Raw genomic sequence first — 22,723 nt, forward strand, 5'->3', positions numbered from 1 at the left:
AAGATGACGAGCCGAAAATGGTGGTTTTCCGTGACCCGGAGCGCAGCGTACTCAAGGTAGGTGAGCACCGGAAGCACGGAAAAGCGCCATTTGCAGGCCGTCAGGGCTGAATGTCGATTGGCTCTAGTGCGCCGCGCCCCAGCTTGGGCCGTGGCCGATTTCGACGCCCAGCGGCACGCTCAGCTTCACGATCGGTTCGGCGGCGCCTTCCATGACGCGGCGGATGACGGTGCTGGCCTGTTCCACATCGCCTTCCGGCAGTTCGAAGACAAGTTCATCGTGCACTTGCAGCAGCATCTTGACCTGATGCAGCCCTTCCGCCGCGAGCGCGGGGCCCATGCGGGCCATGGCGCGCTTTATGATGTCGGCGCTGGTGCCCTGGATCGGGGCGTTGATCGCGGCCCGTTCGGCGCCTTGTCGTTCATGCTGGATCGACGCCTTGATGCGGGGGAACCATGTCTTCCGGCCGAAAAGGGTTTCCGTATAGCCCCTTGAGCGCGCCTTTTCGATCGTGTCGGTGATGTAGAGGCTGATGCCGGGGAAGCGTTCATAATAGCGGCTGATCATGTCCTGCGCTTCGTCGGCGCTGATCTCCAGCCGTCCGGCGAGGCCCCAGCGGCTGATGCCGTAGAGGATGGCGAAGTTGATCGTCTTGGCCCGGCCGCGCGTGTCGCGGTTGACCTCCCCGAAGAGTTGCTGGGCAGTGGCGGCGTGGATGTCCTCGCCGTTCGCGAACGCCTCCTTCAGCGCGGGCACGTCCGCCATATGCGCGGCGAGGCGCAGTTCGATCTGGCTATAGTCCGCCGCCAGGATGACATTGCCCGGTTCCGCGACGAAGGCGTGGCGGATTTGCCGGCCGACTTCGGTGCGGATCGGGATGTTCTGGAGATTGGGGTCGGTCGAGGACAGGCGGCCGGTCTGCGCGCCGGACAGGCTGTAGCTGGTATGGACGCGGCTGGTGTCCCTGTTGATCTGGGCCTGAAGCGCGTCGGTATAGGTCGACTTGAGCTTGGAAAGCTGCCGCCAGTCGAGCACCTTGCCCGCGATTTCGGCGCCCTGGGTCTTGAGCTGCTCCAGGATGGTGACGTCGGTCGAATAGGCGCCGGACTTGCCCTTCTTTCCGCCCTTGTAGCCCATTTTGTCGAACAGGATCGCGCCAAGCTGTTGCGTGGAGCCGATGGCGAAGGGTTGGCCGGCGAGGCCGTGGATTTCGCCTTCCAGCTTGGCGATCTCGGCGGTGAACTCGGCGGAGAGGCGGGAGAGCGCCTCGCGGTCGACCTTGATGCCTTCATGCTCCATCTTCGCGATCACCGCGACGAGCGGGCGGTCGACCAGCTCGTAGACGCGGGTCGCGCCTTCATTCGCGACGCGGCTCTTGAACAGCTTCCACAGGCGCAGCGTGACGTCGGCATCCTCGGCGGCATATTCGGTCGCCTTGTCGAGCGGGACTTCCGCGAAGCTGATCTGGCTCTTGCCAGTGCCGCAGACATCCTTGAAGCTGATGCAGGTGTGATTGAGGTGGACCTTCGCCGCCTCGTCCATGCCGTGGCCCGCGAGGCTCTGGCCCGCGTCGAGGTCGAAGCTCATGACGATGGTGTCGTCATAGGGGGCGATCTCTATGCCATGGCGGCGCAGGACCGTGATGTCATATTTGAGGTTCTGGCCGATCTTGAGGACGCTGTCATCCTCCAGCAGCGGCTTGAGTTTCGCGAGGACGAGGGCGAGGGGAAGCTGGTCGGGTTTCTCCGCGAACATGTCCTTGCCGCCATGGCCGACCGGGATATAGCAGGCGGCGTTGGGGCCGACGGCGAGGCTGACGCCGACCAGCGCGCAGGACACGCAGTCGAGCATGTCCGTCTCCGTATCGACGGCGACCAGCCCCTCGGCATGGGCGGCGGCGATCCAGCGGTCGAGCGCGTCCTCCGTCACCACCGTTTCGTAGAGGCTGCGGTCGATCGGCGGTTCCTCCTCCAGCACCGGGGCGGCGGGAGCGGCGAGTTCGGTGACGGCGGCGGCGGCGGTCGCGACCGCCACGGCCGCGGCGGGCGCGCCGGCGCGGGCGAGCAGCGACTTGAAGCCGTGATGTTCGAGGAAGGCCTGCAGCGGCTCCAGCGGAATGCCCTTCAGCGTCAGGTCGTCGAGCGGCTCGGGCAGGTCCATGGCGTCATGCAGCGCGACGAGCCGGCGCGACAGGCGGGCCATGTCGGCATGTTCGATGAGATTTTCCTGCATCTTCGATTTCTTCATCGAAGGGGCGGCTTCAAGCGCGGCTTCCAGGCTGCCATATTCGGTGATGAGCTTGGCGGCGGTCTTGGGGCCGATGCCGGGGATGCCGGGGACATTGTCGACGCTGTCGCCCATCAGGGCGAGCACGTCGCCAAGCTGTTCCGGCTGGACGCCGAATTTCGCCATGACATAGTCGGCGCCGCGCCGCTCGTTCTTCATCGTGTCGTACATGTCGACGCCGGGCTGGATCAGTTGCATCAGGTCCTTGTCGGAACTGACGATGGTGACGTGCCAGCCCGCCGCCACGGCGGCCCTGGTGTAACTGGCGATGATGTCGTCCGCCTCGAACCCCGCTTCCTCGATGCAGGGGAGGGAGAAAGCGCGGGTGGCGTCGCGGATCATCGGGAATTGCGGGACCAGATCCTCCGGCGGCGGCGGTCGGTTCGCCTTATAGGCGTCGTACATGTCGTTGCGGAAGGTGTGGCTGCCCTTATCCAGCACCACGGCGAGGTGGGTGGGGCCCTCCGCCTTGCCCAGTTCGTCGGCCAGCTTCCAGAGCATGGTGGTATAGCCATAGACTGCGCCGACGGGCTGGCCATGCCTGTTGGTGAGCGGCGGAAGCTGGTGATAGGCGCGGAAGATATAGCCGCTGCCGTCGACGAGATAGAGATGATTCTGGGCCATGGGGGGAGGGGATAGCGGGTTATGCGGGGTGGCTCCAGTGGGGTTGTCGGTGTAGGAGGCGGGTTCCCGGATCGGGGCGGGGGTGATGTGTTGGAAAGGGCGGAAATCCGCCATTTTCGGGTCGAAGTTCACAGTGTATGCGCGCGCGTGCCTGGGCGCGCGTGGGCGTGAGGGGGGATGGGTCGGACGTTTCAAAGAGGGTGGTGGGATAAGCGGGTCGGCGCGGAATAGGACAGGCCTGATCAGCCCCTGTTGGAGGAATAGGATGTTTTTGGAGCTTTCTGTGGTTTTCGGGTAACGCCTGATCGAAGGCTGCCGCTCAGGCGTCGGAGGTGGGGTCTGGAAACGACCACTTGCGGACTTTCTGCCGTGGTGTGAAAACGCTTAGATGCGGACATTCCTCATCCTAATAGTGATTGCTTTGTTCGCGCTCATTGCTGCGGGTTGGTGGAGGTATTCCAGTTTATTTCCCAAGCCCTCCCAGGAGACTGTGCAACTAAACTTGGAAAAGCGGCACGCGCTGATCGCCCTAAGGGATGAAAGAAAGTTCGAGCCACACAATTATCCTCCGCTAGGCTACACGGGCGTCGCCACACCGGAAGAAGGCGTAATCGCTCGGGCGGCTGTGAACGACGTTATTGGATCGATTCTATCGCAAGAGAACGGACCTATCCCAGCGGCACGGGTGTCGGACCTGATCGGGCGGAGTATGAAGCGCGTAGACGAACTCGAAACGGAAGATCGAGATCGGACAGCGGACTATATGATCGAGATTTGGTATCTGCTTGGATTCAAGGGGGCTACCGGTCGGTTTGCATATGGAGCCGCCTTTCAGAGACCTAAAGGTTATGCTGAACCCTTGCCTCCCGGGTGGAAATCGGCAACGACGCCACGTCCGATGGGTACACAGTAGCACCAAACAAGGGCGTGCCTACGGGCGGTTTCTGGGCGAACTTCCTCAGAACCGGACAGTCTCGCCTATCCACCCAGATCATCGTTCTCAGCCTGCGAATTGCGATCCGTGTCGCCGATAAGGCGATGGTCCGGTTTGGGATTGGAAAGCCGCCCAGCGGCAAGCGACCATATTTTGTCATTTCTATCCCGCGTTAGATGGCCAGAAAGCCGACACTCCTGCCGTGAATTGCAGGGTGAGTAACTATGGCCGAATGAAAGCGATTATGCTCACGGTGTGGATCATGATTTTGGCGGTGTTTTCCACGGCCATTACCGTGCCGTTAGGCGTGGGACATATTTCGGGGATGGCCTGTGGCCTTGGAATGATTGCGTCGTGGCTATGCGCGTTGGGTTGGCTTTTCAGCTTGGTTGCTCGCAAAATCGTGAGCCGGAGGAGCCGAACCTGAAAATTCGACCAATTCAGGACCTTTCCCTCCCGTAAACGGGAGGGGTTAGGGGTGGACGCGAGCGTAGCGAGCTTCTGACTTAGCCGTTGAAAATTCACGCTGATGTCGCGCCAGCCCACCCCCTAACCCCCTCCCGCCTGCGGGAGGGGGAATGTCCTGATTCCACCCTTTTTCGTATTCCATTTCGGCCTTGGCCCTGGGTCGAGCGCAGAATGACGCATAACGACGCAGGCTAGAGGACTTCGCTCACCCGTTCTGGCGGCCGGGCGATCACCGCGCCCTTGTCCGTGATCACGATGGCGCGTTCGATCAGGATCGGGTGCGCGGCCATCGCGTCGAGGACGGCCTTGTCGTCCGACACGTCCAGGCCGATTTCCTTCGCTACGCCCTCGCCCTTGCGGACGGCTTCCGATGGGCGCACGCCCGCCCTCTTCAGGACCGCCTCGATTTCGGTGCGGCTGGGCGGGGTCTTGAGATATTCGACGACCTCCACGTCGACCCCCGGTGCATTTTCCAGGATCGCGAGCGCTGCGCGCGATTTGGAGCAGCGGGGGTTGTGCCAGATGGTCGCCCTCATGCCTTCTTATCCCTCACGTTCCAGCCACTCTTCCAGCCACTTGATCGTGTAGTCGCCGTTGAGGAAGTCCGGGTCGGTCAGCAGCTTCTGGTGGAGCGGGATCGTGGTCTTCATCCCCTCGATCACATATTCCTCCAGCGCGCGGCGCAGGCGCATGATCGCGCCTTCGCGGGTGCGGCCATAGACGATCAGCTTGCCGATCATGCTGTCATAATAGGGCGGCACCTTATAGCCCTGATACAGGCCGCTATCGACGCGGACATGCATGCCGCCCGGCACATGATAGCTGGTGACGGTGCCCGGCGAGGGCGCGAAGGTGCGCGGGTCTTCGGCGTTGATGCGGCATTCGATGGCGTGGCCGGTGAAGACCAGGTCCTTCTGCTCGACCGAGAGCGGCTTGCCCTCCGCCACGCGGATCTGTTCGCGCACCAGATCGACGCCCGTGATCATCTCCGTCACCGGATGCTCCACCTGCAGGCGGGTGTTCATCTCGATGAAGTAGAATTCGCCGTCTTCCCAGAGGAATTCGATGGTGCCCGCGCCGCGATAGGCCATGTCGGCCATCGCCTTGCGCACGACCTCGCCCATCCGGTCGCGCTCGGCGGTGGAGAGGACGGGGGAGGGCGCCTCCTCCAGCACCTTCTGGTGGCGGCGCTGGAGCGAGCAGTCGCGCTCGCCCAGGTGAATGGCGTTGCCGTTGCCGTCGCCGAAGACCTGGAATTCGATATGCCGGGGATTGCCCAGATATTTTTCCATATAGACGGTGTCGTCGCCGAAGGCGGCCTTGGCTTCCGAGCCGGCCTGCTTCATCAGCGTTTCGAGCTGGTCTTCGGAAGGCACCACCTTCATGCCGCGTCCGCCGCCGCCAGAGGCCGCCTTGATGAGGACGGGGTAGCCGATCTTCGCGGCGATTTCCTTCGCTTCCGCGATGTCGGAGATCGCGCCGTCGGAGCCGGGAACCAGCGGCAGGCCGAGCGCGCCGGCGGTGCGCTTTGCCTCCACCTTGTCGCCCATGATGCGGATATGTTCGGGCTTGGGACCGACGAAGGCGATGTTGTGCGCCTCCACGATCTCCGCGAACTGGGCGTTTTCCGACAGGAAGCCATAGCCCGGATGGATCGCGTCCGCGCCGGAGATTTCGGCGGCGGAGATGATCGCGGCGATGTTGAGATAGCTGTCCTTCGCCGCGGGCGGGCCGATGCAGATCGCTTCGTCGGCGAGGCGCACATGCATGGCGTCGGCGTCGGCGGTCGAATGCACCGCCACCGTCTTGATGCCCATTTCATGGCAGGCGCGATGGATGCGGAGCGCGATTTCGCCCCGGTTCGCGATCAGCAGCTTTTCGATGGCCATGTGTGAAGCGGCCCTTATTCGATGACGATCAGCGGCTGGTCATATTCGACCGGCTGGCCGTTATCGACCAGCACGGCCTTGACCGTGCCGGCATGGGGCGCGGTGATGGCGTTCATGACCTTCATGGCTTCGACGATCAGCACGGTGTCGCCCGCCTTCACGGTCGAACCGACGGCGGCATAGGGCGCAGCGCCCGGTTCGGCGGCGAGATAGGCGGTGCCGACGATGGGCGAGCGGATGGCGTTGGCGGCCACGGCCGGGGTGGCGGCTTCGGCCGGAGCGGGAGCGGCGGCCGGCGCGGCCGTGGCGACCGGAGCGGCGGCGACAGGCGGGGGCGCATAGGTGACGGCGCCGCCGCCCACCTTGCGCGCGACGCGGATCTTGCGGTCGCCGTCCTCCACCTCGATTTCCGTCAGGTTGGTGTCGTCGAGCAGCGCGGCGAGATCGCGCACCAATTGTACGTCCACCTGCATTGCGCCCTTTTCAGCCTTGTCGTTCATTTTCAGTCCCTGGACGGTGAATTTCGTGTTCCGATGCCCGCGCCTATGCGTATTTGCGCCGGAGCGCAACTTATGTGCGTCGAGTTACAGTTCGAGCGCCGCCTCCAGCGCGAGCATGTAGGACAGGGCGCCGAAGCCCGCGATGGTCCCCTTCGCCGCCATGCCGACATAGCTTTTGTGGCGGAATTCCTCGCGCCGGTGGGGGTTGGAGAGGTGCACCTCTATCACCGGGACCGTGATGGCCTTGATCGCGTCGTGCAGCGCGACGGAGCTGTGGGTAAGGCCGGCGGCGTTGAGGATGACGGCGTGCGCGCCCTCCGCATGCGCCTCCTGCAGCCAGTCGATCAGATGGCCTTCATGGTTGGACTGGCGGAAATCGATCTCGACATGGGCGCGGTTGGCGGCGTCCTCCATCCGCTCGGCAATGTCGTCCAGCGTGTCATAGCCGTAGATTTCAGGCTCCCGCGTGCCGAGCATGTTGATGTTGGGACCGTTCAGGACATAGATTTTGCGCGTTTCGGCCATGGCGGTCCCCTTATGGTTGCGGGTGGGGCGTCGACGCCCCTATATGCGCGCTGATCTTTAGCCCTTCGTGTCGCGCCAAGTCGAGACACCTTGTTTGACAGGACAGAGCATTGAGCGTCGACGGAACCGTGTCCATCCATATCAATGGCGAGCATCGCCGCGTGCGTGCGGGCATGACGCTGGCGGAGCTGGCGAGCGAACTGGGTTTCGTGCCGGAGAAGGTGGCGGTGGAGCGCAATCTGGAGGTGGTGCCGCGATCGACGCTGGCGCAGGTGTGCGTCGAGGATGGCGACGAACTGGAGATCGTGCATTTCGTTGGCGGCGGCGACCATCCGGTGGCGGGCGGCGGCGATGTCCCGGCGGTGGATGAGGATGGCTGGACCGTGGCGGGCCGGACCTTCCGTTCGCGGCTGATCGTCGGCACGGGCAAGTACAGGGATTTCGAGCAGAATGCGGCGGCCGTCGCGGCTTCGGGGGCGGAGATCGTCACCGTGGCGGTGCGGCGGGTCAATGTGTCGGACCCCAAGGCGCCGATGCTGACGGATTTCATCGATCCCCGGAAGATCACCTATCTGCCCAATACGGCAGGCTGCTACACGGGGGAGGAGGCGATCCGCACCTTGCGCCTGGCGCGCGAGGCGGGCGGTTGGGATCTGGTGAAGCTGGAAGTGCTGGGCGAGGCGCGGACGCTCTATCCCGACATGGTGGAAACGCTGCGGGCGACGGAGATACTGGCCAGGGAAGGCTTCAAGCCGATGGTCTATTGCGTGGACGATCCCATTGCGGCGAAGCGGCTGGAGGATGCGGGCGCGGTGGCGATCATGCCGCTGGGCGCGCCGATCGGGTCGGGGCTGGGCATCCAGAATCGCGTGACGATAAGGCTGATCGTGGAAGGGACCCGGCTGCCGGTGCTGGTCGATGCGGGCGTGGGGACGGCTTCCGAAGCGGCCGAGGCGATGGAACTGGGCTGCACGGGCGTGCTGATGAACACGGCCATTGCCGAGGCGAAGGACCCGGTGCTGATGGCCGCCGCGATGAAGGCCGGGGTCGAGGCGGGCCGGATGGCCTATAGGGCCGGGCGGATGGCGAAGCGCATGTATGCCGATCCTTCAAGTCCATTGGCTGGGCTGATCTGAGGCGCTGGCAAGAGGGTGCGCCATGCTCCCGCGGAGGCAGGAGCCCGGTTGGGATGGTGCCTGAACGGGGCGGGACGGGGCGGTCATGAGCCGCCTGCCTCATTGGAGCGCCTGCGCGGGTGTTGTCGTGGTATCGGCGGGGTTGCGACTTTCGCCGTTGCAGCAAATTGACCCTTTGCCGGGTTGCTTCTATCTCCTTGGGCGGATTCCCGGCAGGAGGACAGGCGATGGTGAACAAGCTCTACCCCGATGCGGCGAGTGCGTTGGAGGGTTTGCTGTTCGACGGCATGCATCTGTGCGCTGGCGGGTTCGGTCTGTGCGGGATACCCGAGCGGCTGATCGATGCGATCCGGGATTCGGGCGTCAGGGAACTGACCATCGCCTCCAACAATGCGGGGATCGATGGCGAAGGGCTGGGCAAGCTGCTGCGCACGCGTCAGGTCAGGAAGATGATCTCCAGCTATGTGGGCGAGAACAAGGAGTTCGAGCGGCAATATCTGGCCGGGGAGCTGGAGGTGGAGTTCTGCCCGCAGGGCACGCTGGCCGAACGCTGCCGGGCGGGCGGCGCGGGCATTCCGGGCTTCTACACCAGGACGGGCGTGGGCACGGCGGTGGCCGAGGGCAAGGAAGTGAAGAGCTTCGACGGGCAGGATTATATATTGGAGCGCGGCATCTTCGCCGATGTGGCGGTCATCAAGGGCTGGAAGGCCGATGAGAGCGGCAACCTCATCTTCCGCAAGACGGCGCGCAACTTCAACCAGCCCATGGCGACGGCGGCGAAGATCTGCGTCGCGGAAGTGGAGGAGGTGGTGCCCACCGGCAGCCTCGACCCCGATGCGATCCATCTGCCCGGCATCTACGTCAAGCGCATGATCGTCGGAGCGCCTTACGACAAGAAAATCGAATTCCGCACCGTCCGCCAGAGGGAGGCGGTTTGACGTGACATGCCCTTCCCCGACCCCTCCCGCGAGTGGGAGGGGGGCTGTCGGCCTAGCGGTTTCGATGATGTTGGCGGGCTGTTCGGCCGATCGGCCGGCGGCGGTTCCGGTCGCGCCCGAAACGCCCCCGGCCGGGATGCAGTATCTTTATGGGTCGGGGGAGGCTTCGGCGCTTTCGCTCCAGGCCTATCAGGCTTTGCTGGCGCATGTCGCGGCGAAGGTGAAGGCGCGCCCGGCAGACAGCGTGATCCTGGCCGAAGGCGCAGGCCTTGACGATCCGCGCTTCGTGCCCTGCGGCGCAAAGCCCCTTGCCGCCGTCTTCGATGTCGATGAGACGGTGATGCTCAACATCGGCTATGAATATCATGCAGCGCGGACGGGCAGGGGATTCGACACGGCCGCCTGGGATGCGTGGGAAAGGACGGGCGAAGCTGCGGTCGCGCCGGTTCCGGGCGCGGACCGGATGGTGCGCGCGCTGCGGCAGATGGGCGTGACGGTGGTGTTCAACACCAATCGCGCCGCCGGGAATGTCGAGCCGACCGTCCGCGCCATAAAGGCGGCCGGTCTGGGCGATGCCGTGCATGGGCAGACGCTGTTCCTGAGCGGCGACGACGCCATGGGATCGCGCAAGGACGGGCGGCGGGCGACGATCGCGGCGCGATATTGCGTCATCGCCATGGGCGGCGACCAGTTGGGCGACTTTTCGGACCTGTTCAATGGCGGACCGCCGGTGACGGCGCGGCGTGCCGCGACCATGCAGCCGGCGATCGCGCAGATGTGGGGCAATGGCTGGTTCGTCCTGCCCAATCCGGTTTATGGAAGCGGCCTCAAGGGCGGCTTCGACGAGGTTTTTCCGCTGGACAAGAGGTGGGCCGCGCCTGCCGATGGGGAGAAATAACATGCCCTGGACTCGTGACGAAATGGCCGCGCGGGCGGCGAAGGAATTGCAGGACGGTTTCTACGTGAACCTGGGCATCGGCATCCCGACGCTGGTGGCGAACCATATTCCCGATGGCGTGGAAGTGACGCTGCAGTCGGAGAACGGCATGCTGGGCATCGGCCCCTTCCCCTATGAGGGGGAGGAGGATGCCGACCTGATCAATGCGGGCAAGCAGACGATCAGCGAATTGCCGCAGAGCTGTTATTTTTCCAGCGCCGACAGTTTCGCGATGATCCGGGGCGGGCATATCGACCTGACCGTGCTGGGCGCGATGGAGGTTTCGGAACATGGCGACATCGCCAACTGGATGATCCCGGGCAAGATGATCAAGGGCATGGGCGGCGCGATGGACCTGGTCGCGGGCGTCAAGAAGATCATCGTCGTCATGGAGCACACGTCCAAGGACGGCAGTCCCAAGTTCATCCCGGCCTGCACCCTGCCGCTGACCGGCAGGAATGTGGTCGACATGATCGTCACCGACCTCTGCGTGTTCCAGCGGCCCGACCATGACAGCCCGTTCCGCCTCATCGAATGCGCGCCGGGCGTGACGGCCGAGGAAGTCGCCGCCAAGACCAGTGCGCATTATCAGTCCTAGAGCTTCGATCCGATCGAATCGGATCGCCGCTCCGAAGTTTTTTGTTTACCGCGATTTCCTAACCGGCGATCCAGTCGGATCATTTGTAAATCGCTCTGAGGAAGCACGATGAGCCTCGACGGCACCTATGACGATGGCAATGTCTTTGCCCTGATCCTGGCTGGGAAGATTCCTTCGACCAGGCTTTATGAGGACGAGCATACATATGCCTTCCTCGACATCCAGCCGCAGTCCAAGGGGCACAGCCTGGTCATTTCCAAATGGTCGAAGGCGCGGAACATATTGGACATCGAGGACGAGGCGCTGGCGCAGGTGATGGCGACGGTGAAGAAGGTCGCCAACGCCACCCGCAGGGCGCTGGACCCCGACGGCATCCATGTCGCGCAGTTCAACGGCGCGCCTGCCGGGCAGACCGTGTTCCACCTGCATTTCCACATCGTGCCGCGCTGGGAAGGCCAGCCGCGCGGCTTCGTCGCCCATGCGCAGGGCGACTTTGCCGATCCGGCGGAACTGCAGAAGCTGGCCGAAGAGATTCGCGCCCAGTTCTGATGCGCCAGACCTTCGTGAAAGCGCCCTGAGGTGGCGCTCAAGCCCTTCAAGGCCCCCGGCGCGCGGCTGGCGCTTCGCGCCAAGCGGGAAAGCCGGCGCTTCGCCGGCGGCAGCCGGCCGGCGGAGATCGTCCTGGACATTTCCCGGCTGCTGTCCCGCAGTTTCCATGCCGCGCCGACCGGGATCGACCGGGTCGAGTTCACCTATGCCCGCGAATTGCTGGAGCGGATGCCGGACCGGCTGGCCTTCGCCGCCGTTCATCCGGCGGGCGGCTATTATGGGCGGCTGAAGGATGCGGCGGTGCGCCAGTTCCTGGCCTTCACCGCGGCGCGCTGGCGCAACACGGAGCAGGTGGACGAGCGCGAGAGCAAGGCGGCGGTGATCCGTCACCTGATCGCGCTGCGCCCGCGCCCGGTGCCGGTGGCGCATGGGCCGCGCATCTATCTGCAGGTGTCGCCCCATCATCTGGACGACGCCGATCAGGTCGGCGCGATCCTGCGGGCGGAGGGCGCGCGCTTCGTGACGCTGGTGCATGACGTCATTCCGCTGACCCATCCCGAATTCGCCCGGCCGCAGGGCGCGGAGGAGCATCTGAAGCGGGTGCGCACGATCGACCGCTATGCCGACGGGATCATCGGCAACAGCCAGGCGACGATCGATGCGCTGGCGCCGCGCCTGACGCGCGGCCTGGAGGGGCGGGTGATCCGCGTCGCCCATTTCGGCGCGGACGCGCCGGACATGGTTGTGGAGGGCAGCCATGAAGTGCCGGATCGGCCCTATTTCGTCTATATTTCGACCATCGAGCCGCGGAAGAACCATCTTCTGCTGCTCAACATCTGGCGGCGGCTGGTGGAGAGATGGGGCGACAAGGCGCCGGTGCTGGTGCTGATCGGGCGGCGCGGCTGGGAAAATGAAAATGTCGTCGACATGCTGGAGCGGGCGGAAATCCTGCGCGGCCATGTGATCGAGGCGGGCAGCGTGCCGGACAATGAGATGAACGCGCTGGTCGCCGGGGCGCGGGCGATGCTGATGCCCTCCTTCGAGGAAGGCTATGGCATGCCGGTGATCGAAACCCTGTCGGCGGGCGTGCCGGTGATCTGCAGCGACATCGTCGCGCATCGGGAGGTGGGCGGCGAGGCGCCGGATTATCTCGACCCGCTGGACGGCCTCGGCTGGCTGAGGGCCATAGAGGCGTACAGCAAGGCCGATGCGCCCGAACGGGCGGCGCAGATCGCGCGGATCGCGGCGTGGCGGGCGCCGACATGGGGGGATTATTTCGACATCGTCGCCGGCATGCTGGACGAAATGACGGTTCGCGCTTCCGCTTGACGTCCCTGTGCCGGGCGATCACAGAAGCTGTTGTATGGATTGCGTTTTCGAATGGCTGAAGCGTCGCTCCATTCGCGCTGATCTATCTGTGGCTGGGGGCGGCTTTTCAACGTGAACGCGACTCCGTTTCTGCGCTCGCCCCCCTTTCCGGGCATTGACCCCGCGACGGCGGCGATCAGTCGCATGCGGCGCGATGGCGAAGCGGCTGCGCCTGTTTCCGACGCCTTGCTGGACGCCGTCGCCCAGGCGCGGGTCGGCGGCACATTCTGGGGCCATCGGCCCGTCGGCATCAGGCGGGTCGTGCGGGTCGGCGTGGCCATCCCGCAGGCCATGATGGACGGCCTTGCGCGGCAGGAAATCGGCATGGTGGGGAAGGCGGGGCGGGGCGCGGACTCCGGCCCCGGTCATGTCCTGCCGGAACCGACCGACCTCTGGGCACTGATCGCGGGCGCGGCCTCCGTTCATGCCGGGGCGGACGACGAACTGGCGATCATCGCCGGGCTGCTGCATGTGCCGGTCTTCGGCGCGGACGGCGCGGCCATCGAGCCGGCGGTCCTGAGTGACAGCGCCCGTGCCGCGCTGGCGGCGGCGACCTATCGCGACTGTTTCAGCGGCGAGGACGCCGATGCCGTGCAGGCCGTGGCGCAACTGGCCGACTGGCGGCGGCATCTGGACGGCAATCATGGCATCGCGGCGGCGAGCGGCATGGCCTTGTGGAAGCGGGAGGCGATCCGGCGGTTCCTGTGGGACGGCGTCGCGTCGCCGCCCTTCCTGCCGGAGCGCAGGGGCCTGCGGCGGGCCGCCCGGCGGGGAGGCGCGCTTGCGGTCTGGCCGTCGCGCGTGACGCCCGGCGCCATGGAGGATGCGCGCCGGCAGGGCGTGACCATCGCCCGGGTGGAGGACGGCTTCCTGCGGTCGAAGGGGCTGGGCGCTGCGCTGCATCCGCCCGGATCGGTGGTGATCGACCGGACGGGCATCTATTATGACGCGCGCTCCGCCAGCGACATGGAGCTGCTGCTGGCGACCTGCGTCTTCACGCCCGTGCTGGAACGGCGGGCGGCGCGGCTGCTGACGCAGATCCGGGCTTCCGGCGTCACCAAATATGGCAAGGGCGGGGGGCGGATGATCGGCCTGCCCCAGGGTCGCCGCACGGTGCTGGCGGTCGGGCAGGTCGAGGACGATCTGTCGGTCGAATATGGCGGCGCCGGGGTGGCGGGCAATCTCGACCTGCTGAAGCGGGTGCGCGCGGCCGAGCCCGACGCCCATATCGTCTATCGCCCGCATCCCGATGTGCAGGCGGGTCTGCGCAAGGGGCATCTGAGCGATGCGGCGGTGCTGGAGCAGGCCGACGCCATCGATACCGGGTCGCCGCTGATGGAGCTGGTGCAGGCGGTGGACGAGGTTCATGTCCTCTCCTCCCTCACCGGGTTCGAGGCGCTGATGCGCGGGCGGCCGGTGACGGTCCATGGCATGCCCTTCTATGCCGGCTGGGGGCTGACCCGCGATCTGGCGGCCCTCAACGGACGGCGCGGGCGTCAACTCACCCTGGACCAGCTTGTGGCCGGGGCCTTGATTCTCTATCCACGCTATCTGGACCCGGTGACGCGCTTGCCATGCGGACCTGAAATCATGGTCGAGCGTTTGGCAAGCGGGGCGCCGGCCCCGGTGTCATGGTTGATCCGGCTGCGGACTTTACAGGGGAAGTTGCAGAGATTTATGACTTTGTCCGCCGAGTATTTCCATGGTTGATGCCAAGGCCAGAACCTTCCTGTTCCTCCAGGGGCCGCATGGGCCCTTTTTCGCCATGCTGGCGGAGGCGCTGAGGGCGCGGGGGCACCGGGCGCTGCGCATCAACATCAATGGCGGCGACAAGGTCGACTGGCCGGGGGAGGGGGCGACCGATTATCGCGGGACGTTCCGCAACTGGCCGATTTTCTTCGACGACCATATCGTCCATCATGGCGTGACGGACCTGATCCTCTATGGCGATTGCCGTCCCTATCATGCCTCCGCCCACAAGATGGCGCGGCTGCGCAACCTGCGCGTCCATGTGGTGGAGGAGGGGTATATCCGGCCCGATTTCCTGACGCTTCAGGAAGATGGCGTGAACGGCAATTCGACCCTGCCGCTCGACCCCGAATGGTATCTGGAGCAGGCGAGGGCGCTGCCGCCCGAGGAGAATGGGCGGCAGCCGCAAATCCCCTCCACCTTCCGGCAGCGCGCCTTCAACACCGGGCGCAACGGCATGGCGTCGGCGCTGATGCGGCCCGCCTTTCCCTTCTATCGCACGCACCGGCCCAACAGCTTCCTGTGGGAGACGGCGGGCTGGTTCAAGAAGCTGAACCTGCGCAAGGCGGAGCGCCGCAGGTCGCGCGAGCAATGGGGGGCTGTGTGCGACCGGCCCTATTTCACTTTGCCGCTCCAGCTCGATTCCGACTATCAGATCCGCGTCCATTCGCCCTTCGGCACGATGCGCGCGGCCTTGCGCTTCGTGATCAAGAGCTTCGCCGCCCATGCGCCCGCCAACACCGCCCTGGTGGTGAAGCGCCATCCGCTCGATCCGGGACTGGTCGCCTGGGGACGGCTGACGCGGCGGCTGGCGGCGCAATATGGCGTCGGGGACCGGGTCTTCTACCTGGCGGACTGGGACATTGCCGAAGTGGTCGACAGGTCGCTGGGCGTGGTGACGGTCAACAGCACGGTGGGCACGCTGGCGCTTAACGCCGGCAAGCCGGTGGTCGTGCTGGGCCATGCGGTCTACAAGGTGCCGGGCGTGGTGCACAGGCGTTCGCTCGACGAATTCTGGTCCGCGCCGGGGGCGCCCGACATGGCGCTCTATTCCGCTTTCCGCCGGGTGCTGATCGACCGTTGCCTGATCAGAGGCGGCCTGCTGAGCGAGGAAGGGCTGCGGATGCTGGTGGACAATGCCGTGGAGCGGCTGACCCGTCCCGCCCCTTCGCGGGCCGAGCCGCGGCTGGTGCATGACCGCCAGCCTGCCCGGGCGGCCTTGCGATAGGGGCGCGTGCCGCAGCAGGACGATCCGCCCGGCCCGTTGGTGCCGTTGGCCGCTGGCGCGAGTTCGCGCGTCTGCCGCGTGGGCGAGGGGCGCGTGGCCAAGATATTCCACGCCGCCGTGTCGGAGGAGATGATCGCCCGCGAGGTTGATGCGGCGACGCTGGCGGCGGAGGCGGGCCTGCCGGTCGCCCGGCCCCTGCGACGGCTGGACATGGCGCAGGGGCGGGCGATCCTCTATCCCGAAGTGACCGGGCCGACGCTGATGCGGCGCATGCGGCTGCGGCCTTTGCAATCGGGGTCGTGCCTGCGCGACATGGCGGCGCTGCACCGGCGGATTCACGGGGAGGCGGCGCCGGGCCTGCGCTCCCTGCGGCAGGTGTTGCGCACGGACATCCTTTACGGCCCGGCGGATCGCGGCTTGCAGGAGGGGGCGGTGGCGCTGCTGGACGGACTGCCGGACGGCGACCGGCTGCTGCACGGCGATTTCCACATCGGCAATATCCTGCTGTCGCCTTCGGGCATGGTGGCGATCGACTGGTCGAAGGCGGCGCGTGGCGACTTCGTGCCCGACCTGTTGCGGACGGAGATGCTGCTGCGCTTCGGCGAGGGGCCGCAGGATCGGTTGACCAACATGGCGCGGGACTGGGCGGCGCGCCATTATGTCGCCAGCTACAGGCGGCTCGCCCCGGCGCTGGAGCATGGCGCGGAATGGCGGGCCGTCGTTGCGCTAGCCTGGTTGCGGGCGCGGGCGCCGGTCAGGCAGGCGGCTTTCCTGGCCTATTTGAACCGGGCCCTGGCTGGGGCGGGCCTGCCCCCCTACAGCGCGATGACCTGATCGGCCAGCCGTTCGACCTCCGCCCGGTCGTGGCTGACATAGAGCATCGGCATGGCGAGATCGCGCTTCATCCGTTCTATCACGGTCAGGATTTCCTCGCGCCGGGCGGGGTCGAGCGAGGACAGCGGCTCGTCCAGCAGCAGGAATCGGGGGCCGGACAGCAGCGCCCGTCCGATCGCGACGCGCTGCGCTTCGCCGCCGGACAGGGTGGCGGGCCAGCGGTCGAGCAGATGGCCGATGCCCAGAAAGTCCATGACCGCGTCGAACGGCAGCGGCGCGTCGCCATGGCGGCCGTAGAGCAGATTGGCGCGCACGCGCATCTGCGGGAACAGGCGCCCGTCCTGGAAGACATAGCCGGCGCGCCGCCGGGCGGCGGGAATGTCGATGCCCGCGCCGCTGTCGAACAGCGTCTCGCCGGCCACGGCGATCCGGCCGCTGTCGGGCGTCAATATGCCGGCGACCATGTTGAGGATGCTGGTCTTGCCCGCGCCGGAGGGGCCGAAAAGGGCGACGAGGCCGGCGCCTGCCTGCGCCCGCAGGTGGATGAGGCGGTCGCCGATGCGATGGTCGACGGCGATGTCAAAGGACATGGTTGGTCCTTCCGCCGCTCGCCCGGCGGGCCAATGCCTCCGATGCGACCAGCGCGGCCAGCGACAGCAGGATCGAGATGATGGCGAGCCGGGTGACCGCCGATTCGGCGCCCGGCATCTGGAGCGCGGAATAGATGGCGATGGGCAGGGTGCGGGTTTCGCCCGGAACGTCGGAAACGAAGGTGATGGTCGCGCCGAACTCGCCGATGGAGCGGGCGAAGCCGAGCACCAGTCCCGCCACTATGCCCGGCAGCGACAGGGGCAGCGAAATGGTGAGGAAGACGCGCCACCGGCCCGCACCCAGCGTCTGCGCGGCCTGTTCCAGCCGGTGGTCGATGCCCTCGATCGACAGCCGCATCGCGCGCACCATCAGGGGCATCGCCATGATCGCGGAGGCAAGCGCCGCGCCGGTCCAGCGGAACATGAAGCTGACGCCCAGCATCTGTTCGAACAGCCTGCCGAGCGGGCCGTTCGCGCCGAAGAGGAGCAGAAGCAGCCATCCGGTGACGACCGGCGGCACCACCAGCGGCAGGTGGATCAGCGCATCCACGAGCAGCTTGCCGGGGAAGCGCGAGCGGGCGAGCAGCCAGGCGAAGGTGAAGGCGACCGGCAGCATCAGCCCGACCGCCACCAGACTGACCCGGAGCGACAGCGCAACGGTGCCCCATTCATCGGCAGAGAGGATCATGCCGCCCTCTTTCGGTCAGGATAGGGGAAAACACCAGCCCCCCGTCATGTCCCGCTCATCGGCATTGCATCGGTCGAGGCCAGAGGGCAAAGCCGGACAGCCCTTCAGACTGGAGCATGTGCATGAAAGACCTGATTGCCTTCGACCTCGACGGAACGCTGGCGGAGAGCAAGCAGCCGCTGGGCGAGGCGATGGGCGACGCCCTGGCCCGGCTGTTGCAGGTGGCGCATGTCGCGGTGATCTCCGGCGGGGACTGGCCGCAATTCGACAAGCAGGTGGCGAGCCGCCTGCCGGAACGGGCCGACCGCTCGCACCTGTGGCTGATGCCGACGACGGGGACAAAGCTCTACACCCATCGCGACGGGCAGTGGACGCCGGTCTATGCCGAACTGTTCGAGGAGGCGCAGAAGCAGGCGATCCTGGCGGCGTTCGACGCTTCGCTGGAGGCGACGGGCTTCGTGCCGGAAGAGGTGTGGGGCGAGCGAATCGAGGATCGGGGCAGCCAGATCACCTTTTCCGCGCTGGGCCAGCAGGCGCCGATCCATGCCAAGGATGTGTGGGACCCCGACTTCGCCAAGCGCAAGGTGATCCAGGCGGACCTGCGCCAGCGCCTGCCGGGACTGTCGATCAACATGGGCGGGGCGACCTCCATCGACATCACGCGGGAGGGGGTGGACAAGGCCTATGGCCTGAAGAAGCTGCGCGACGCGAGCGGGATCGCGCTGGAGGCGATGATGTTCATCGGCGATGCGATCTTCCCCGGCGGCAACGACTATCCGGCCAAGCAACTGGGGCTGGATACGGTGCGGGTGCGCGATCCGCAGGAGACGCTGGCGGTGATCGACGCGATCGTGGCCTGTCAGAGGTGACTTTCCCCTTCCTGCGGGAGGGGAGGAACAGGGTCACGGGCGGCTGAAGCCGTAGCGGGCGAGGATGTTCTGGCCGGCCCGCGACAGCAGGAAACGACGAAAGCCTTCCGCGTCCGGGTTCCGGCTCGCGCGCAGGCGGGCGAGGGGATAGCGGATCGGCGCATGGCTTCCCGCCGGGAAGGTGCCGACCACGAGGACAGCCTTCGATGCGCGGGCGTCGGTCGCATAGACGATGCCCAGCCGCGCCTCGCCCCGTTCCACCAGGGTCAGGGCGGATCGCACATTGTCGCCCAGCGCCAGCCGGTTGGCGACGCCGGGCCAGACGCCCAGCGCGCCCAGCGCCGCCTTGCCATATTTGCCCGCGGGTACGCTGTCCGGATTGGCCATGGCGAGCCGGGAGTCGCCCAGCGCCCGGGCGATGGGCATGCCGCGTGCGATGCGGAGCTTCAGCGGGGCGCGCGCCGGGGCGATCAGCACCAGCCGGTTGCCCGCCATGTCGGCCCTGCTGCCGCGCTGCACGAAGCCCGCCCTTTCGACATCGTCCATCCAGTCTTCGTCGGCCGACACGAACAGGTCGGCCGGGGCGCCGCCCCTGATCTGCCGGGCGAGGGCGGAGGAGGCGGCGAAGGACAAGACCGGCCGAGCATGGCGCTGCGCCGCCCAGGCATCGGCGGCGGCGCCCATCGCCTCCTGCATGCTGGCGGCGGCGAGCACCAGCGGGCCGCGCTGCTGCGCCATGGCCGGAACCGGCACCATATGGAGGAACAGGGCGATGGACGCGAGCGCGCGGAGAATCGGTTTCGGCATGACCCTTGTCCTGCCAGTTGCGCACCCTTTTGTCTTCGTCCTGCATCGGTTAAGCGGGAGCGTATGACCATGTTTCCGACCCCGCCGGTCCCGGCCTGATCGCACCGTGGCGGTCGTTCGTTCGCTTTGCGGTCAATGCGGCGTGGGATGCGGCATCCGCGCCGTCACCGGCGAGGGGCGCGAGGCGTCGATCGAGGGCGATCCCGTGCATCCTGCCAATGGCGGCCTGCTCTGCACCCGCAGCGAAGCGCTGAAGGACATGTTCGCGCTGGAGGGGCGGCTGTTGCGGCCGGTGGTGGATGGCCGCGCCGTCGGCTGGGACCGCGCCATCGACCAGGCCGCGCGCCGCCTGTCCGCCGTCATCGACCGTCATGGTCCGGGCAGCGTGGCGATGCATGTGCCGGGTGGCCTGCTGACCGAAGACTATTATGTCGCCAACAAGCTGATGAAGGGGTTCATCGGCTCCGCGCATGTCGAGGCGCCCTGCAGCGAGGCGGGCGGCATGGCGGCGGCGCAGCGCGCGGCCTTTGGCGAGGATGTGATGCCCGCCGCCTATGAGGATCTGGCGCAGGCGGACATGCTGCTGCTGGTGGGCATGCCGACGGCCCGCCGCCATCCGGTGCTGCACGAGAGGATGGCCGAGGCGCGGGCGGAGCAGGGCGCGCGCCTGATCCTGATCGCGCATGCGGGCGACGGGCCGGAGGTCGAGGCGGATGAGCGCCTGACCGTCGCGCCGGGCAGCGAGGCGGCGCTGTTGAGCGGGCTGCTGCTGCATTGCCATGACAATGGCTTGCTGGACCGGGAATTTCTGGAACGGAGGCTGTCGGTGCCGGCCGGTTTCTGGGCGGGATTGAGCCGGGGTCATGACCTTTGGTCGGTGGCGCGCGCCTGCGGCCTGGCGCCGGGCGAGGTGCGTGCCTTCTACGAGCAGGTCGCGGCGGCGCCCCGGCTGGTGACGCTGTTCAGCCCGCATGGGCAGGGCGAGGAAGCGCATCGCCTGTCGGCCGCCATCCTCAATTTCCATCTGGCGACCGGACGCATCGGCAAGGCGGGCGCCGCGCCCTTCGCCGTCACGGACGCCGCCAACGGCATGGGCGTGCGGGAAGTCGGCTGCCGGGCCGGGGAACTGGCCGCGCACCGGGATTTTTCGGAGGATGCCCTGGCGCAGGTCGGCCGTTTCTGGGGCGCGACGAGGCTGGCTGACAGGCCGGGGCTGGCCGGCGAGGCGCTGGCCGGGGCGATAGAGGCGGGGCGCATCAAGGCGCTGCTGATGCCCGGCGGCCTGCCTTCGGCGTCCCATCCGATCCGGGGCTTGCTGGAGCAGGTGCCGCTGGTCCTGTTGATGACGCCGTGGAGCGAGCCGGAAATGGACGCGCTGCGCATGGTCGCCTTGCCGTCCCCGCTATGGATCGAGAAGGATGGGACGCTGACCGGCGCCGACCGGCTGATCAGCCGCCAGCGCTGGTTGTTCCCGCTGCCCGGAGAGACCAAGCCCGACTGGTGGATACTCACCCGGATCGCGCAGGCCATGGGTTGGCGCGACGCCTTCCATTATGAGCGCCCCGCGGAAATCTATCGCGAGCATGTGCGGCTGACCGCCTATCGCAACGAGGGCAGGCGGTTGCTCAATCTCAAGCGGCATGCGCCGATTTCCAACCCGGCTTATGATGAGCTGACGCCGTGGCGCTGGGGGGAGGTGCCGTTCGACGAGGGGCTTTTCCCGACGGCGGATGGCAAGGCGCGGTTGATCCCCTTTTGGGATCAGGCCGCCTTTCGGGCCCGTTGACCGGCAAGGTGGCGAACTTCGGATTCCGGATGTGGGTGCGTCCGGAGCGGCAGGATTTGGCCAGTTCGAGCCGTCCCCACCAATCGGTCCGGCGATCCCGGGATTTGTCCCAGGCCTTTTGTTTTACTGCGTTTTCCGGGTCGGCGGATGATTCCATCTGCCTGGAAAGCGCTTTAGGCCGGCTGAGCCGCGATGGCGCGGAGATGCTCCAGCAGCGCGTCGCCATTGGCGGCCCAGGTGAAGCGTAGCGCCGCTTCGCGGACGGCCTCCCGTTCGGGCGGGTTCACCAATATATCGCTGATGGCGGCGGCCAGCGCTTCGGGTTCGCGGGCGACGATCCGGCCCGCCTCCGGCCGGTCGAGCAGTTCGCGTGCTCCCCCGACATCGCTGATCACGACCGGCGTGCCGCAGGCCAGCGCCTCCACCCAGGCATTGGCCAGACCCTCGGACGAGGAGGGGAGCGCCATGACGTCGGCGGCGGCATAGATGCGCGGCAGGCGATCGTGCGGCACCGAGCCCAGGAAGCCGATGCGCCGGTCGACGCCCAGTTCCTCGGCCTGTTTTTCCAGGGCGCGGCGATATTGCCCCTGTCCGGCGAACAGCAGCGTGACGCTGGGCAGTTGCGGCAGCGCCTGGACCAGCAGTTCCTGCCCCTTGCGCGGGATGAGCGCGCCGACGCACAGCACCACCGGGCCTTCGAAGCCCAGGCTTTCCTTCGCGGCGGCGCGGTCGCTTATTTCGAAACGGTCGAGGTCGACGCCGGTATAATGGACGCGGATCTTGTCCCCGTCGATGCCCATGCGCGCCATCGACCGGCGCATCGCGTCCGACACGGCAAGCAGGCCGGCGGCATCGTCGGCGGCGCGCTTCACCATCTTCCGCGTGCCCTTGCGCGTGCCCCAATAATGAATGTCGGCGCCGCGCGCCTTCACCGAATAGGGAATGCCGAGCGCGCGGGAAAGGCGCTGCGCCACCGGGCCGTCGGGGAAGAAGAAGCTGGCGTCGATGACGTCGAAGGGCTGCTGCGCATGGAGGCGCCTGACCAGCGGCAGGATGGCGCGGGTCATGCTGTGGACGTTGAAGCGGCCGCCGAATTTGGGAATGATGGGGAAGACCGGGCGGTGGACGGTCAGGTCCTTCCACCGTTCCTTGGCGGGCAGGGCGCGCAGGGCGGCGTAGCGCCTGGCGCTCGACAGCGGCCAGGGCGGAATGCCGAGCGGCGCGACCACCGTGACCCTGACGCCGTCCCGGCTGGCCAGCTCGCGCGCCTGCCGTTCCACGAAGACGCCGAAATTGGGGCGGCTCATGTCGGGGAACAGGGTCGAGAGCATCAGGACGTTCAGCGTCATCGCATCCAACTATCTCTTGTTCCCGCATTGCCCCGGGCGTCCGGCGATGCCGTCCGACGGGACAATGCTGG

The 22,723-nt window shown here is 66.6% G+C and carries 21 protein-coding genes; 12 read left to right on the forward strand and 9 right to left on the reverse strand.

Annotated elements, in window-relative coordinates:
* Positions 1-123: 123 nt before the first annotated feature.
* Positions 124-2,910 carry a DNA polymerase I gene (polA, locus tag LDB29_RS19335; protein ID WP_257555458.1) on the reverse strand — a complete coding sequence of 929 codons (2,787 nt, stop codon included), beginning with the start codon at positions 2,908-2,910 and terminating at the stop codon, positions 124-126.
* A 388-nt stretch (positions 2,911-3,298) separates the two neighbouring features.
* On the opposite strand from polA, the gene LDB29_RS29420 reads away from it, so the two are divergent.
* Complete coding sequence (locus tag LDB29_RS29420) at positions 3,299-3,823, forward strand: DUF4844 domain-containing protein (protein WP_037484397.1); 525 nt, start codon at positions 3,299-3,301, stop codon at positions 3,821-3,823.
* A 680-nt stretch (positions 3,824-4,503) separates the two neighbouring features.
* Here LDB29_RS29420 and arsC read toward each other — a convergent pair.
* The 4 genes from arsC to aroQ all read right to left on the reverse strand — a co-directional run bounded on the left by arsC (position 4,504) and on the right by aroQ (position 7,226).
* Positions 4,504-4,848, reverse strand: a complete 345-nt coding sequence (gene arsC, locus LDB29_RS19340; RefSeq protein ID WP_025549843.1) for an arsenate reductase (glutaredoxin) — start codon at positions 4,846-4,848, stop codon at positions 4,504-4,506.
* Between the two features lie 6 nt (positions 4,849-4,854).
* Complete coding sequence (gene accC, locus LDB29_RS19345) at positions 4,855-6,201, reverse strand: acetyl-CoA carboxylase biotin carboxylase subunit (RefSeq protein WP_025549844.1); 1,347 nt, start codon at positions 6,199-6,201, stop codon at positions 4,855-4,857.
* 14 nt (positions 6,202-6,215) lie between these two features.
* Positions 6,216-6,701: an acetyl-CoA carboxylase biotin carboxyl carrier protein gene (gene accB / locus LDB29_RS19350; protein WP_025549845.1), complete on the reverse strand. Its 486-nt coding sequence runs from the start codon at positions 6,699-6,701 to the stop codon at positions 6,216-6,218.
* An 84-nt stretch (positions 6,702-6,785) separates the two neighbouring features.
* A complete protein-coding gene (gene aroQ, locus LDB29_RS19355; protein ID WP_025549846.1) occupies positions 6,786-7,226 on the reverse strand; it encodes a type II 3-dehydroquinate dehydratase in 441 nt (146 codons plus the stop codon).
* 110 nt (positions 7,227-7,336) lie between these two features.
* On the opposite strand from aroQ, the gene thiS reads away from it, so the two are divergent.
* The 9 genes from thiS (at position 7,337) to LDB29_RS19405 (ending at position 16,563) form a co-directional block, all read left to right on the forward strand.
* The gene (gene thiS, locus LDB29_RS19365; RefSeq protein WP_099185234.1) at positions 7,337-8,362 is read left to right on the forward strand and encodes a sulfur carrier protein ThiS; all 1,026 of its coding nucleotides are present in this window, start codon (positions 7,337-7,339) and stop codon (positions 8,360-8,362) included.
* Positions 8,363-8,589: 227 nt separating this feature from the next.
* Positions 8,590-9,300, forward strand: coding sequence for a CoA transferase subunit A (locus LDB29_RS19370; RefSeq protein ID WP_025549848.1), 711 nt, complete (start codon positions 8,590-8,592; stop codon positions 9,298-9,300).
* A 64-nt stretch (positions 9,301-9,364) separates the two neighbouring features.
* Entirely contained in the window at positions 9,365-10,198 is an 834-nt protein-coding gene (locus LDB29_RS19375; RefSeq protein WP_037483047.1) for a 5'-nucleotidase, lipoprotein e(P4) family, read from the forward strand.
* Position 10,199: 1 nt separating this feature from the next.
* Positions 10,200-10,835, forward strand: a complete 636-nt coding sequence (locus LDB29_RS19380; RefSeq protein WP_048576270.1) for a CoA transferase subunit B — start codon at positions 10,200-10,202, stop codon at positions 10,833-10,835.
* Between the two features lie 108 nt (positions 10,836-10,943).
* The gene (locus LDB29_RS19385; RefSeq protein WP_099185232.1) at positions 10,944-11,384 is read left to right on the forward strand and encodes an HIT family protein; all 441 of its coding nucleotides are present in this window, start codon (positions 10,944-10,946) and stop codon (positions 11,382-11,384) included.
* Between the two features lie 30 nt (positions 11,385-11,414).
* Positions 11,415-12,713 (forward strand): glycosyltransferase family 1 protein, encoded by a 1,299-nt coding sequence (locus LDB29_RS19390; protein ID WP_044661389.1) that lies wholly within the window; start codon positions 11,415-11,417, stop codon positions 12,711-12,713.
* A gap of 111 nt (positions 12,714-12,824) precedes the next feature.
* The gene (locus LDB29_RS19395; RefSeq protein ID WP_257555470.1) at positions 12,825-14,462 is read left to right on the forward strand and encodes a beta-3-deoxy-D-manno-oct-2-ulosonic acid transferase; all 1,638 of its coding nucleotides are present in this window, start codon (positions 12,825-12,827) and stop codon (positions 14,460-14,462) included.
* Positions 14,455-15,729: a capsule biosynthesis protein gene (locus LDB29_RS19400; protein WP_025549852.1), complete on the forward strand. Its 1,275-nt coding sequence runs from the start codon at positions 14,455-14,457 to the stop codon at positions 15,727-15,729. Before LDB29_RS19395 ends, LDB29_RS19400 begins: the two co-directional genes overlap by 8 nt.
* Positions 15,730-15,735: 6 nt before the next feature.
* Positions 15,736-16,563 (forward strand): aminoglycoside phosphotransferase family protein, encoded by an 828-nt coding sequence (locus tag LDB29_RS19405; RefSeq protein ID WP_025549853.1) that lies wholly within the window; start codon positions 15,736-15,738, stop codon positions 16,561-16,563.
* Here the strand turns inward: LDB29_RS19405 and LDB29_RS19410 are convergent.
* Together LDB29_RS19410 and modB are read right to left on the reverse strand one after the other, a co-directional pair.
* The gene (locus LDB29_RS19410; protein ID WP_025549854.1) at positions 16,545-17,153 is read right to left on the reverse strand and encodes an ATP-binding cassette domain-containing protein; all 609 of its coding nucleotides are present in this window, start codon (positions 17,151-17,153) and stop codon (positions 16,545-16,547) included. The two genes, LDB29_RS19405 and LDB29_RS19410, sit on opposite strands and share 19 nt — an antisense overlap.
* Positions 17,143-17,841, reverse strand: coding sequence for a molybdate ABC transporter permease subunit (modB, locus tag LDB29_RS19415; RefSeq protein WP_025549855.1), 699 nt, complete (start codon positions 17,839-17,841; stop codon positions 17,143-17,145). Before modB ends, LDB29_RS19410 begins: the two co-directional genes overlap by 11 nt.
* Before the next feature lie 122 nt (positions 17,842-17,963).
* Here modB and LDB29_RS19420 point away from each other — a divergent pair, with 122 nt between their 5' ends.
* On the forward strand, positions 17,964-18,710 hold the full coding sequence (locus tag LDB29_RS19420) for an HAD-IIB family hydrolase (RefSeq protein WP_025549856.1): 747 nt from the start codon (positions 17,964-17,966) through the stop codon (positions 18,708-18,710).
* Between the two features lie 33 nt (positions 18,711-18,743).
* Here LDB29_RS19420 and modA read toward each other — a convergent pair whose 3' ends face one another.
* The gene (gene modA, locus LDB29_RS19425; RefSeq protein WP_025549857.1) at positions 18,744-19,517 is read right to left on the reverse strand and encodes a molybdate ABC transporter substrate-binding protein; all 774 of its coding nucleotides are present in this window, start codon (positions 19,515-19,517) and stop codon (positions 18,744-18,746) included.
* A gap of 106 nt (positions 19,518-19,623) precedes the next feature.
* Here modA and LDB29_RS19430 point away from each other — a divergent pair, with 106 nt between their 5' ends.
* Positions 19,624-21,303, forward strand: coding sequence for a molybdopterin oxidoreductase family protein (locus tag LDB29_RS19430; RefSeq protein ID WP_099185231.1), 1,680 nt, complete (start codon positions 19,624-19,626; stop codon positions 21,301-21,303).
* A gap of 173 nt (positions 21,304-21,476) precedes the next feature.
* On the opposite strand, the gene LDB29_RS19435 is transcribed toward LDB29_RS19430, so the two are convergent.
* Positions 21,477-22,652 carry a glycosyltransferase gene (locus LDB29_RS19435; protein ID WP_025549858.1) on the reverse strand — a complete coding sequence of 392 codons (1,176 nt, stop codon included), beginning with the start codon at positions 22,650-22,652 and terminating at the stop codon, positions 21,477-21,479.
* Positions 22,653-22,723 lie beyond the last annotated feature (71 nt).

The organism is Sphingobium sp. CFD-2, from assembly GCF_024611135.1.
In the GTDB taxonomy this organism is placed as follows: domain Bacteria; phylum Pseudomonadota; class Alphaproteobacteria; order Sphingomonadales; family Sphingomonadaceae; genus Sphingobium; species Sphingobium fuliginis.

Excerpts from the sequence above, each read along its gene's own strand:
- LDB29_RS19375 (WP_037483047.1), top strand. The coding sequence starts at position 9,365 with ATGATGTTGGCGGGCTGTTCGGCCGATCGGCCGGCGGCGGTTCCGGTC.
- LDB29_RS19410 (WP_025549854.1), bottom strand. The coding sequence starts at position 17,153 with ATGTCCTTTGACATCGCCGTCGACCATCGCATCGGCGACCGCCTCATC.
- LDB29_RS19380 (WP_048576270.1), top strand. The coding sequence starts at position 10,200 with ATGCCCTGGACTCGTGACGAAATGGCCGCGCGGGCGGCGAAGGAATTG.
- accB (WP_025549845.1), bottom strand. The coding sequence starts at position 6,701 with ATGAACGACAAGGCTGAAAAGGGCGCAATGCAGGTGGACGTACAATTG.
- modA (WP_025549857.1), bottom strand. The coding sequence starts at position 19,517 with ATGCCGAAACCGATTCTCCGCGCGCTCGCGTCCATCGCCCTGTTCCTC.
- aroQ (WP_025549846.1), bottom strand. The coding sequence starts at position 7,226 with ATGGCCGAAACGCGCAAAATCTATGTCCTGAACGGTCCCAACATCAAC.
- LDB29_RS19420 (WP_025549856.1), top strand. The coding sequence starts at position 17,964 with ATGAAAGACCTGATTGCCTTCGACCTCGACGGAACGCTGGCGGAGAGC.
- polA (WP_257555458.1), bottom strand. The coding sequence starts at position 2,910 with ATGGCCCAGAATCATCTCTATCTCGTCGACGGCAGCGGCTATATCTTC.
- LDB29_RS29420 (WP_037484397.1), top strand. The coding sequence starts at position 3,299 with ATGCGGACATTCCTCATCCTAATAGTGATTGCTTTGTTCGCGCTCATT.
- arsC (WP_025549843.1), bottom strand. The coding sequence starts at position 4,848 with ATGAGGGCGACCATCTGGCACAACCCCCGCTGCTCCAAATCGCGCGCA.
- modB (WP_025549855.1), bottom strand. The coding sequence starts at position 17,841 with ATGATCCTCTCTGCCGATGAATGGGGCACCGTTGCGCTGTCGCTCCGG.
- accC (WP_025549844.1), bottom strand. The coding sequence starts at position 6,201 with ATGGCCATCGAAAAGCTGCTGATCGCGAACCGGGGCGAAATCGCGCTC.
- LDB29_RS19435 (WP_025549858.1), bottom strand. The coding sequence starts at position 22,652 with ATGACGCTGAACGTCCTGATGCTCTCGACCCTGTTCCCCGACATGAGC.
- LDB29_RS19385 (WP_099185232.1), top strand. The coding sequence starts at position 10,944 with ATGAGCCTCGACGGCACCTATGACGATGGCAATGTCTTTGCCCTGATC.
- LDB29_RS19370 (WP_025549848.1), top strand. The coding sequence starts at position 8,590 with ATGGTGAACAAGCTCTACCCCGATGCGGCGAGTGCGTTGGAGGGTTTG.
- LDB29_RS19400 (WP_025549852.1), top strand. The coding sequence starts at position 14,455 with ATGGTTGATGCCAAGGCCAGAACCTTCCTGTTCCTCCAGGGGCCGCAT.